Source organism: Pseudohalocynthiibacter sp. F2068 (assembly GCF_023015645.1).
In the GTDB taxonomy this organism is placed as follows: Bacteria; Pseudomonadota; Alphaproteobacteria; order Rhodobacterales; family Rhodobacteraceae; genus Pseudohalocynthiibacter; species Pseudohalocynthiibacter aestuariivivens.
Genome location: NZ_JALKAK010000031.1, coordinates 1 through 10,119, shown reverse-complemented (window position 1 = coordinate 10,119; position 10,119 = coordinate 1). Strand labels below are relative to the sequence as shown.

General features: G+C 57.2%; 12 protein-coding genes. 9 read left to right on the top strand and 3 right to left on the bottom strand.

The window, feature by feature from the left end:
* Window positions 1–188: 188 nt before the first annotated feature.
* Window positions 189–1,082, bottom strand: coding sequence for a LysR substrate-binding domain-containing protein (locus MWU63_RS20090; RefSeq protein ID WP_213891445.1), 894 nt, complete (start codon window positions 1,080–1,082; stop codon window positions 189–191).
* A gap of 101 nt (window positions 1,083–1,183) precedes the next feature.
* On the opposite strand from MWU63_RS20090, the gene MWU63_RS20085 reads away from it, so the two are divergent.
* Window positions 1,184–1,408, top strand: coding sequence for a hypothetical protein (locus MWU63_RS20085; protein ID WP_213891446.1), 225 nt, complete (start codon window positions 1,184–1,186; stop codon window positions 1,406–1,408).
* Window positions 1,409–1,653: 245 nt separating this feature from the next.
* Here MWU63_RS20085 and MWU63_RS20080 read toward each other — a convergent pair whose 3' ends face one another.
* Window positions 1,654–2,652: an AraC family transcriptional regulator gene (locus MWU63_RS20080; protein WP_213891448.1), complete on the bottom strand. Its 999-nt coding sequence runs from the start codon at window positions 2,650–2,652 to the stop codon at window positions 1,654–1,656.
* A 227-nt stretch (window positions 2,653–2,879) separates the two neighbouring features.
* Here MWU63_RS20080 and MWU63_RS20075 point away from each other — a divergent pair, with 227 nt between their 5' ends.
* The 5 genes from MWU63_RS20075 to MWU63_RS20055 all read left to right on the top strand — a co-directional run bounded on the left by MWU63_RS20075 (window position 2,880) and on the right by MWU63_RS20055 (window position 5,673).
* Window positions 2,880–3,707 (top strand): NmrA family NAD(P)-binding protein, encoded by an 828-nt coding sequence (locus MWU63_RS20075; RefSeq protein WP_213891450.1) that lies wholly within the window; start codon window positions 2,880–2,882, stop codon window positions 3,705–3,707.
* 28 nt (window positions 3,708–3,735) lie between these two features.
* Window positions 3,736–4,164 (top strand): DUF4345 domain-containing protein, encoded by a 429-nt coding sequence (locus MWU63_RS20070; RefSeq protein WP_213891452.1) that lies wholly within the window; start codon window positions 3,736–3,738, stop codon window positions 4,162–4,164.
* Window positions 4,165–4,228: 64 nt separating this feature from the next.
* On the top strand, window positions 4,229–4,738 hold the full coding sequence (locus MWU63_RS20065) for an anthrone oxygenase family protein (RefSeq protein WP_213891455.1): 510 nt from the start codon (window positions 4,229–4,231) through the stop codon (window positions 4,736–4,738).
* Between the two features lie 84 nt (window positions 4,739–4,822).
* Window positions 4,823–5,338 (top strand): ATP-binding protein, encoded by a 516-nt coding sequence (locus MWU63_RS20060; protein ID WP_247079744.1) that lies wholly within the window; start codon window positions 4,823–4,825, stop codon window positions 5,336–5,338.
* Between the two features lie 41 nt (window positions 5,339–5,379).
* A complete protein-coding gene (locus tag MWU63_RS20055) occupies window positions 5,380–5,673 on the top strand; it encodes a Type 1 glutamine amidotransferase-like domain-containing protein (RefSeq protein ID WP_213891456.1) in 294 nt (97 codons plus the stop codon).
* A 27-nt stretch (window positions 5,674–5,700) separates the two neighbouring features.
* Here MWU63_RS20055 and MWU63_RS20050 read toward each other — a convergent pair whose 3' ends face one another.
* Window positions 5,701–6,573, bottom strand: a complete 873-nt coding sequence (locus tag MWU63_RS20050) for a LysR substrate-binding domain-containing protein (protein ID WP_213891458.1) — start codon at window positions 6,571–6,573, stop codon at window positions 5,701–5,703.
* 38 nt (window positions 6,574–6,611) lie between these two features.
* Here MWU63_RS20050 and MWU63_RS20045 point away from each other — a divergent pair, with 38 nt between their 5' ends.
* The 3 genes from MWU63_RS20045 to MWU63_RS20035 are packed head-to-tail and all read left to right on the top strand — an operon-like array spanning window position 6,612 to window position 10,071.
* Window positions 6,612–8,237, top strand: a complete 1,626-nt coding sequence (locus MWU63_RS20045) for a trimethylamine methyltransferase family protein (RefSeq protein ID WP_246531874.1) — start codon at window positions 6,612–6,614, stop codon at window positions 8,235–8,237.
* Window positions 8,234–9,169: a 2-dehydropantoate 2-reductase gene (locus MWU63_RS20040; protein ID WP_213891460.1), complete on the top strand. Its 936-nt coding sequence runs from the start codon at window positions 8,234–8,236 to the stop codon at window positions 9,167–9,169. The genes MWU63_RS20045 and MWU63_RS20040 overlap by 4 nt, the downstream gene beginning before the upstream one ends.
* Window positions 9,166–10,071, top strand: a complete 906-nt coding sequence (locus tag MWU63_RS20035) for a fumarylacetoacetate hydrolase family protein (protein ID WP_213891462.1) — start codon at window positions 9,166–9,168, stop codon at window positions 10,069–10,071. The genes MWU63_RS20040 and MWU63_RS20035 overlap by 4 nt, the downstream gene beginning before the upstream one ends.
* Window positions 10,072–10,119 lie beyond the last annotated feature (48 nt).

Genomic DNA, 10,119 nt, shown 5'->3' with positions numbered 1-10,119 from the left:
TTGTCCGTGTAAAACGTCCGCGTCCGATATTTCATCTCTAACACTCCATCTTTCCAAAAAGACTAAAGTGTTGCGACCACCCGTTGAAACCGCCCCCGCACCGCCGACATTCAGCCCATCAAAACGGCGTTAGAGCACAGATCAGATCAGGAAATTGGTAGGCTGAGCTAGGTAGGCGTACGAACCCTTTAAGTTTCCCGCCCCTCGGAGTTGGCGCGTTCATCTAGAAGCCATTGACGGACTGCGCGAACGGCTTTGCGTCGTCCAGCACGGCTGTTGACCGCAAGATAGTAACCGCCAAATGGAATTTCGACGTCGGAGAGTTCAACGAGTGCGCCCGATTGAACCTCTGGCTCGCAGAGGCATTCATCCATAAGCACAGCACCTAGTCCCGCGACCGCGGATTGGATGGCGAGAAGTGCGCTGAGTGGGTGGGGCAAATCGAGGTCCGGGACGTCCTCAAGTCCTGCCATTTTGAACCATTCGGGCCAAATTCGAAATGTTGCTTCTTCTACTAATGGGCCCTTGGCAAGGGACATAAGGTCCAGAGTCCCATTATTAATGGGCGCGAAGCCTGGTGCCGCATAGGCCCGAACGATCGAAGGGAAAAGCAGGTCATAGCCTGCTGGCGGATCGCTCCGCAAGTAACGCAGCCCAACGTCAAAATCATGCGCTTCAATATCCATGACCTGTGTCGCAACGGAAAGCCTCAGATCAATATCGGTGTGGAGTTTTTTGAGATTGGCGAGCCGAGGCACCAGCCACTTCTGGGCGATGGTGCTTTCGGTCGTCAGCGTAACCGCGCCTTCTGGCGAGACCGATAGCATCTCTGTCGCTTGGGCAATCTGGTCGAAGGCAGGGGTGATTTCTGCAAGGTAGGAATGGCCCTGATCAGTCAGCGCCACTCCTATATTCTCTGAGCGAAAGAGATGCACGTTGAGGCGTTGCTCCAGCCCGCGCACATGGCGAGAGATCGCGGAATGCGACACGTTCAGTTCTTTGGCCGCCTTTGTAAAGCTGCCAAGCCGACCTGCAGCCTCGAAGGCGCGTAATGCGTTTAAGGGAGGAAGAGACCTAGGCATCCCCCTTTGTGACTTTTTGGAACAATTGTTGTCAAGGAACGGCGTTTGAGCATTGGGCCGCGCAGATGCAGTCTGTCTTCGAACTGAAACTGGAGGCAGACATGGAAAACATTTATCAACGCAAGTTTGAGGCTGTCGAAACACCTGACGTGCGGGGTAAATTCACCCTTTCTGCGCGTGGTCGTAAAGCACTGAAAGCTCTTATGCGGCTTTTTGAGCCGCAACTTGACCTGAACCACCTAAATGAGCGGTTACGCGAGGATGCGGGGATAGATGAGCACGAACTGGAAATATCCACAGTCGCAAGAGCACCGTTAATCTGCTGAAAGCCGACCACAATAATTTGTCACTTTGACAACTGGTGCCAACACTTCAAATCCTAGAGAGACATTACTCAGTGAGTGCATCCGAGAAAATCAGGGAACGGCAGCAAAGTCCCGCATGGCAGTCATTTGAGAATGCGCGGCGAACGACTGTAGTCGAGCCCTCAGTAACGGATACTGCGTTTCGAACTGATGCCTGCTTTCGCGAATTTTCTGCACAATTGGTTCGCAACGAGACGTGCCCGTCTTTACTTGTAAGACTTGCGATAGCTCGCGGGTGTTTGTCCAAGCCAACGTTTGAAAGCGCGGGTGAATGAGCTTTGTTCGGAGAACCCGGTTAGAAAGGCGATGTCCGCGAGTGAATACTCCTCTTCGCGCAAAAGACCTTCGGCAAGCTCGCGCCGCGTTTCCTCGGTCAGCGTCTGGAAGCTTAGGCCATGCTCGGAAAGACGTCGGTGGAAGGAACGGCCGCTCAATCCCAAACGCCTTGCAATATCTGTCATGAGTGGTGCGCCTTCATTCAAAGCTTGCGCGATCGCGCCCTTGGTTTCGGTTACAAGCGGAGGCACCGGCTTGAATTCAGAAAGCTCTGTTTCCAGATCCGAAATAAGGTAGCGCGATATTCCCTCGTCTCCGAGGATATTTGGGCGCTCCATCGCTTCGTTTGATATCAGAACCGCATCGAGATCTGCTTCAAAGGTGACGGGGCAGCCAAACCAGTCTACGTGAAACGCCTTGGACTTTGGCGCGGGATGCTGAAGGAACACTTCGGTCGGAGAAAACGGCACCGGGCAAACCTGCCTGCTGAGAGATACGCCGCTTGCCAAGGTGGCCTCGTTTGACAGGCGCAAACCTAACCGTCGCTCGCCCGCTCGATGCAGGATGAAGAGCGTGCCGCGCGGGTCCGGGCGCAGCTCGTAGGATACAACACCGGTCCAAAGGCGCGCATAACGCTGAATGCGTGAGCAGGACCCATAAAGCGTAGGTGCCGCTTTCCACGCAAGGCCAAGGGCTCCGTATTCATCGCATTTCATCGACGCGCCCACATGCACGGGCAACTCAGTCACATCGACCTCTTTGGCCATAGCTTCGAGCATGTCGTAATACGTCACCGCTGGGATCATGACCTTCGGGTCCCAGGGCGCGTCATGGTCAATTCCAGCTGACGCAAGCGTTGTCTTGGAGTCGATAGCGGACCCGGCGGCGGCGACCATCTTACGTGCGAAAAGGGAAGTTACATAGGCCATTGTGAAAAGGGTTTCGCTAATTAGATGCGGCTCATAGAAATACAATATCAGCAATCCTATGCGATGTCACAGAACACGTTCCCCGTCAGATACTCCAAAGAACTACGGACCAGCCAATTGACGCGTTCTTTGGCAGGTGCGGTCAAAACCTTGGCATTCTGGGTCAATATTCCAGACGCCAACAAGGCCTATTCCTTGGTCACAGAGTTCAACCAAGGAGAAATAAAATGCCCACCCAACCTATCCTCGTCGTCGGCGCAACTGGCAAAACGGGTTCACGCGTTGCTACCAAACTTGAAGAAAAGGGTGCTGACGTGCGCCGTGGATCGCGAAACTCGGAAACTCCTTTCGACTGGGGAAATCCGGCCACATGGGCCCCTGCGCTCAGCGGCGCCGCCAAAGCTTACGTGACCTACTTCCCCGATCTCGCCTTCCCGGGTGCTGTCGAGAAACTTGAAGCCTTCACCAAGGTCGCTGCTGCCAGCGGCCTGAAGCATATCGTTCTTCTGTCAGGTCGCGGTGAACATCACGCGCGGCTCGGCGAAGAGGTCGTGCGCGCTTCGGGCATCCCGTTCACGATCGTCCGCTCCGCCTGGTTCGCGCAGAACTTCAGCGAGGGCTACCTGCGCGATCCGATCCTGGCAGGTGTGCTTCCCATGCCTGGCGGTGACATCGCCGAACCGATCATCAATATCGATGACATTGCAGATGTAGCCGTCGCTGCCCTGATGAAAGAGGGCCATGAGGGCGAGCTATATGAAGTCACTGGCCCGCGCTTGATGACATTCGCTGAGATGGCCGACGTGCTTGCAAACGCGACTGGGCGACCGATCCAACACATCCCCATCTCGTTCGAGGATTTCCACACCAACGTGGCACAAGCGGGCGGAGACTTCGTTGCGGATGTCTTCACGGCCATTGCGCGGGAAACGCTTGATGGACGCAACGCACATACGTGCGACGGCGTGGAACGCGCCCTTGGCCGCAAGCCTCGCGACTTTACCGAATTCGCGACCGCCGCTGCCTCTTGGGGTGTTTGGAACAACGCCGCGTGACCCCCGCCTCACAGCGAAAGGACATTCCATGTCACTGACACGTCTTGAAAAAATTACCCTCGGTATCTCAGGCCTGACCGCCGTCGGCATCGGCGGGTTCATCATGGTCGCGCCGCACGCGTTCTATGCCAGCTATGGCATCACACTTGGCAATGACGCCAGTTTGCTTAGCGAACTTCGCGCACCAGCGGCTGGCCTCGTCACTCTGGGCGTCCTCATGATTGCGGGCATCTGGCGCACTGCCATGGCACAGCTGGCCGTCGCGTCAGCACTGATCGTCTTTCTGGCCTTTCCGGCAGGACGTCTGATCGGTTTAGCGGTTGATGGCATGCCATCGGGCGGCATCATTGGTGCGCTCGTGTTGGAAATAACTATTGCGATCCTATGCATCATTGTCTTCCGCCGACGCTTCTTGCGCGCAACGCCCGGCCTTACTGACGTCCCCGCGCTGTCCTGATCTTCCTGCAGCGGCGCATTCCTCTCAAAGCGCCGCTGCCTATCCAAAAAAGGAGAAATTCATCATGTCACCCATTGTCTTCATTCTTCTACAACTCTCAATCGTCGCCTACGCCTTTGTCGGCGGTGTGTTCTTGGCATTTTCCGACTTCATCATGCGCTCGCTGGCCCATACGGGCGGCGTAGGGGGCGTCGAGGCGATGCAAGTGATCAACCGCGAAGTCTTCCGGTGGATCTTTATGGCGCTCTTCCTCGGGATGGCTGCTGTATCGGTCTTTACTGTGATCTACAGCGCGACCAATCTTGCTGGTGGTCCGGGCTTGCTGATCTTGTCAGGCGCGCTTGTCTACCTTCTGGGTTGCTTCGCTGTCACGGTGTTCTTCAACGTGCCCATGAACGAAGCACTTGCAGGCATGGACCTGACCTCCGAGGCAACTAGGGACTACTGGACTGGAACTTACCTGCCACGCTGGACCACTTGGAATTCAGTGCGAACAATTGCCTGTGCGCTTTGCGCCGTCTTGATGCTCTTCGGGCTTGTCTGGCTTACACGGGTGCAGATGCGCCTTGCATGATTTCGGATCGGTCGCCTTCGAGCGATGCGGCCGTCCCTCAAAGTGGCTGAAGGACAAATACAAAAAAGGGAAAGAAGACCCGACATGGCCGAACACTCACCCACCCTTTACATGTTTTGCGGCAAGATCGCATCTGGCAAGTCCACCCTCGCTTTTGAACTCTCGCAAGCGCCGAACACTGTATTGATCTCAGAAGACAAATGGCTTGGTGCATTGTTTGCAGATCAGATGTCGACGGGCGCCGATTACCTTCACTATTCATCGAAGTTTCCGACGGTCATGGCGCCGCATGTCGCGGCACTCTTGGGTGTTGGCATTTCGGTCGTGCTCGACTTCCCGGCAAATACTGTTGCGCAACGCCGATGGATGCGGAACATCGTTCAGCAAGGCGGTTTCGCGCACCAGATGCATGTCCTTGATCCACCCGACGACGTCTGCCTTGAACGCCTGCACGCCCGGAACGCCGAAGGTGAACACGAATTTTCGGTGACCGAGGAGCAGTTTCACAAATTCGCAAAGCACTTCGTGCCACCGACAAAAGACGAGGGGTTCAACGTCATTCAGCATCGAGACGGAGATTTCCGCGATTTATCAAAATGACCGCCTTTTGTTTCGAAAGACTGTAACCTGGACAGACCGGCGTGACACTTGCCGGTGTGAGCGCCGGGGCGGTCTGCTGGTTCGATGCTTTCCTTTTCAACTCGGGCCAGGGTCCGATGCGTCCAATCTCCGGTCTGGGTCTGATTCCGATGGGTGCCTGCCCGCATTACTCGACCGAAACGGACCATAGTGCGGCACTGCAAATGGCTGTCGCGGCGGGAAAGATGCCAACAACCCTTGCGATCGACGGTGGCGTGGCGGTGGTGTTTGAAAACGGTCGCCCGTTGGCGATTTTCAGCGTAACGCCCGGCGCAGGTGCCTATTGCGTCAGTTGAACGACAACAGGGGCAACCGAGGTGCTATTAGCGCTCGGATGAGTTCGCGGCTTCGCCAAGAATCCAGTCCTGAACGACCGAGACTTCACGCGTTCTCGGGCTGCTGGGGCGGCTCAGCAAAAAGAATGATCGCTCAGGCATCAGCTCTATGTCAAAGGGTTTTTCCAACCGCTGGCTCTCAACATCCTCGCGCACAAATGGGAACACCCCCAGCGCCACCCCTTGACCGTCAAGGGCGGCCTGAAGCACTAGGTTGGAATCGCGGATCTTAGTTTCAGCCACCGGGTCGAATTCGCCGACACCGGCCAGTTTGAACCAAGCCGTCCACTCCGATTTGTCGCGCTGGTGGATCAAAGGAAACCGAGCAAGATCGGCGGGCGTTGTCAGACCTCCTAAGGCTTCGGCCAGATCGGCCCGAACAACCGGCGCATAAGTGATGTCGAGCAGTTTTTGACTGTTTAGCCCAGACCAGTCCCCGGTGCCCCAATCGACGGCAAGGTGGGATGTCATCATCGCCGCATCCGTGATCCTTGGGCTTTCGTGCAGGACGAGGTCGATCCTGGGGTACATTTGTCGAAAGCGCTCTAATCTTGGTACTAGCCACCGCGACCCGAATATTGGGCCAACAGCCAGCGTGACGGATTTGCGCCCGGGGTTCATATGCACCTCGACCTCGGCCCTGATATCGTCAAAGGCACGGGTCACGACCTGACTGAGGGATCGGCCTTCATCGGTAAGAACCACAGCTCGGGTCTTGCGAATGAACAGCTTGCATTTCCAGTCCGCCTCAAGCTGCCTGATCTGGTTGCTGACAGTTGTGGCACTGACACAAAGCTCGTCCGCGGCCTCTTTGAAGCTGAGCCTGCGCGCCGCGACTTCGAATGTGCGCAAGGCCGTCAAAGGCAAGTTTCTGGCGCTTCGCTGCAAAGGCCACCCCCATGGATACTGTTTTCTTTATCTATATCGCCCCGACAATTTACTTGTCGAGAGAGTTTACCATTGCAAGGTTTGCAGGTGAGCTGAAAGAGATCGGGAAAATGAACAAAACCTCCCCACGCCGACGCCGACGCCAGAAAAGCGATACTGCACCGGCGGCACATCGGAGTGCCCCCGTGACCGGGCACCTGAGACCGCTCAGCGCAGACGACATGACCCGCATCGATGCCGCATCTCGTGATATCCTTGAGCAGGTCGGGCTTAGCGATGCCTCCCCTTCAACGATCGAGGCGTTGGTCGCCCGAGGCGGGCGCGTGACAGAGGACAGGCGGCTTCTTTTCCCGCAATCCCTCGTCGATCAGGCGCTCTGTGGGCTTCGCCGTGATTTCACCTTGTGCGGTCGGAACCCGGTCCACGACATCGAAATGACCACGGCGAGGGTCCACACCGGGTCGGGCGGTGCGTCGCCCATGGTTGTCGACCTGCAGGACGGATCATATCGCCCGGCGACACTGGCCGATCTCTACGATGCGGCCCGCCTTGTTGACACGCTTGATAACGTTAAGTTTTTCTCGCGTTCGATGATTGCTGGTGACATAGAGACGGCTCGGGATCTGGATATCAACACCGCCTATGCCGCCCTGACCGGCACCTCCAAGCACGTCATGACTTCGGCGAGCGAAGCCGCCCATGTGCGCGCCATTGCCGAGATGTGTTTTCTTCTGGCAGGGTCAGCTCAAGCCTTTTATGCACGGCCCTTCCTGTCGCTGAATATCAACCACGCGGTGCCGCCCCTTCGGTTCGACCCGGAGGCCTGCGACGTCCTGCTGACCGGTGCCCGTCTTGGCCTGCCGGTCATGGTCAACACTTTCGGACAAATGGGTGCATCGAGCCCGGTCACGATCGCCGGTTGCCTGGCCCAGACCAATGCCGAGACACTGGCGGGTATGGTTCTTGCCTGGATCGCAAACCCAGAGGTGACGGCCATCTATGGCGCCCGCCCGATGGTGACCGATTTGCGCTCGGGTGGTATGGCGGGCGGTAGTGGTGAACAGGCCATTCTGACGGCTGCAGCAACACAAATGGCACAGTACTACAAACTACCGAACTCGACAATTGCAGGGGCCACCGACAGCAAGATCGCCGATGGGCAGGCTGGCTATGAAAAGGCACTCTCAGTTACCATGGCAGTTCAGGCTGGTGCAAATCTGGTGACCCAAGCCGCAGGGACGCAGGCCGGGTTGATGGCGACTTCGTTCGAGGCCTATGTCATCGACAATGACATGCTGGGTGCTATTCTCAGCGCCGCCTCACCAATCGAGGTCAATGACCAGACGCTCGCCGTCGACGTGATTGCCCAGACCGTACGCGGCGAGGGCCATTTTCTCGGCCATCCGGAGACTTACGCAAGGATGAAGTCGGATTTCGTTTACCCCGCACATGCGGATCGGCAAGCCCCAGAAGCGTGGGTTGCCAGCGGCACGCCGACCATCAACAGTGCAGCCCGCCGCACCGCCGAAACCACGCTGGCAAACCATTTCCCCAGCTACATTTCTCCTGAATTGGATCGGGACCTGCGGGCGCGTTTCGATATCCGGCTACCACAGGAAAGGATGCGCCAATCATGAAAATTCTGGTGATGGGCGTCGGTGCGATGGGCTCGGTCTATGCCGCTTTGCTTGCCGATGCCGGGCACGAGGTCTGGGCCGTCGATACCTGGGCGGAACATGTCAATGCCATCAACGCGCAAGGCCTGCGGCTGGAAGGTGCCAGTGGCGACCGGGTGGTCAAGTCGATCCGGGCGACAAGCGACGTCACAGATGTCGGCCCCTGTGATCTGTGCCTGATTGCCACCAAGGCGTCGGGGGTGGGGCCTGCCGCACGGGCCGCCGCCCCAGTGATTGGTCCCGACGCGCTGGTCCTGACCATCCAGAATGGGCTTGGATCTGGCGACCGGATCAGGCAACATATCGCAGCGGACAATGTTTTGCTGGGGGTCGCCGACGGGTTTGGTGCGTCGATGAAAGGACCGGGCCACGCCCATCACAACGCCATGAAGCTGATCCGTATCGGAGAGTTGGGTGGTGGTATCACACCGCGTCTGATCGAGGTGGAAAAGGTCTGGCAGGACGCTGGGTTCGATGCCCGCGCATTTGAAAACATCACCCAACTGATCTGGGAAAAGTTCCTATGCAATGTGACCTTCAGCGGGCCTTGCACGGTTTTCAATGAAACTGTTGGCGAGCTGATGACCAATCCCGAGCACTGGGTCATCGCGCTTGGCGCAATGAACGAGGCTTTTGTGATCTCCCGCGCCAAGGGTATTCCTTTGGGGTTCGATGACCCTGTGGCGTATGTCACCGCCTTTGGTATCGGGATGCCAAAGGCGCGCCCGTCGATGCTGCTTGATCACATGGCGGGGCGCGCGTCGGAACTGGATGCGATCAACGGCATTGTCCCCTTTCTGGGCCGCGAGGTCGGTGTGCCAACCCCTTACAACGACACACTCACGGCGATCCTGCGGCAGCGTGAAAGTCAATTTGCGGGGGCACCGACATGAATATCGGATCATTTCTTCTGGGCGACAGGCCGCTTTATGGTGTGTTTTCCGGCCCATCCGTCACCCCGGCATGTGCGGATTTTCTAGCCAGATACCCGACACTGCGTAACGTGCTGGATGACGATGCGCTGGCGCTGCTGCAACAGGAAAGTGCCAGTAATGCCCCTGTTCCAGTCTCAGATATCACCTTTCTTCCACCCATCCCCAACCCTCGCAAGATCATTTGCGTTGGCATGAACTATCGCAAACCCTATCCGGTCGATGGGGTGACCCCTCCGGATCCGGACAACATCAACCTCTTTGGCAAAGAACGCGAGGCGATGCTGGCGCATGGTGAAGCGCTCGAAAGACCGGCGGGCACCGCGGCAAACAGCTTTGACTATGAAGGCGAGATCGCCGTCGTCATCGGTCGCACGGCGCGCCATGTCCCGTTCGAAGACGCAATGGGCTACGTTCTGGGATATGCCGCATTTAATGATGGATCGGTGCGCGACTGGCAAAAACACTCTGTTTACGCAGGAAAGAACTTTGCCCGTTCGGGTGCGTGGGGGCCGTGGATCACAACCGCCGACGCGCTGCCGCCTCCGCAGGATCTGGAGCTGACCGTCGCGTTGAATGGCGAGGTCGTGCAACAGGCGTTTGGTCGCGAGATGGTTTTCTCGATCGCCGAACAGATCGCCTATGCGTCACACCTGTTCACGTTGCGGCCCGGCGATGTCATTGCCACCGGATCGCCGGACGGGACCGGTGGAAGCCGCAATCCGAAACGCTATCTCACTGCCGGAGATATTGTGGAGGTCTCGATCGGTTCCGCTGGTACATTAGTCAATTCGGTCTGCGCTGGCTCCGAGCGTCAGTGTCTAGCCCCCAATTTCAGTACCAGTAATTTTCGTTTTCTCTAATAAGGTTTCAAGCACTGGCGGGCGCATGTTCAATGCGTGATGTGGTCT

Coding starts and splice junctions, on each gene's coding strand:
- MWU63_RS20090 (WP_213891445.1), bottom strand. CDS start 1,082: ATGCCTAGGTCTCTTCCTCCCTTAAACGCATTACGCGCCTTCGAGGCT.
- MWU63_RS20085 (WP_213891446.1), top strand. CDS start 1,184: ATGGAAAACATTTATCAACGCAAGTTTGAGGCTGTCGAAACACCTGAC.
- MWU63_RS20080 (WP_213891448.1), bottom strand. CDS start 2,652: ATGGCCTATGTAACTTCCCTTTTCGCACGTAAGATGGTCGCCGCCGCC.
- MWU63_RS20075 (WP_213891450.1), top strand. CDS start 2,880: ATGCCCACCCAACCTATCCTCGTCGTCGGCGCAACTGGCAAAACGGGT.
- MWU63_RS20070 (WP_213891452.1), top strand. CDS start 3,736: ATGTCACTGACACGTCTTGAAAAAATTACCCTCGGTATCTCAGGCCTG.
- MWU63_RS20065 (WP_213891455.1), top strand. CDS start 4,229: ATGTCACCCATTGTCTTCATTCTTCTACAACTCTCAATCGTCGCCTAC.
- MWU63_RS20060 (WP_247079744.1), top strand. CDS start 4,823: ATGGCCGAACACTCACCCACCCTTTACATGTTTTGCGGCAAGATCGCA.
- MWU63_RS20045 (WP_246531874.1), top strand. CDS start 6,612: ATGGATACTGTTTTCTTTATCTATATCGCCCCGACAATTTACTTGTCG.
- MWU63_RS20040 (WP_213891460.1), top strand. CDS start 8,234: ATGAAAATTCTGGTGATGGGCGTCGGTGCGATGGGCTCGGTCTATGCC.
- MWU63_RS20035 (WP_213891462.1), top strand. CDS start 9,166: ATGAATATCGGATCATTTCTTCTGGGCGACAGGCCGCTTTATGGTGTG.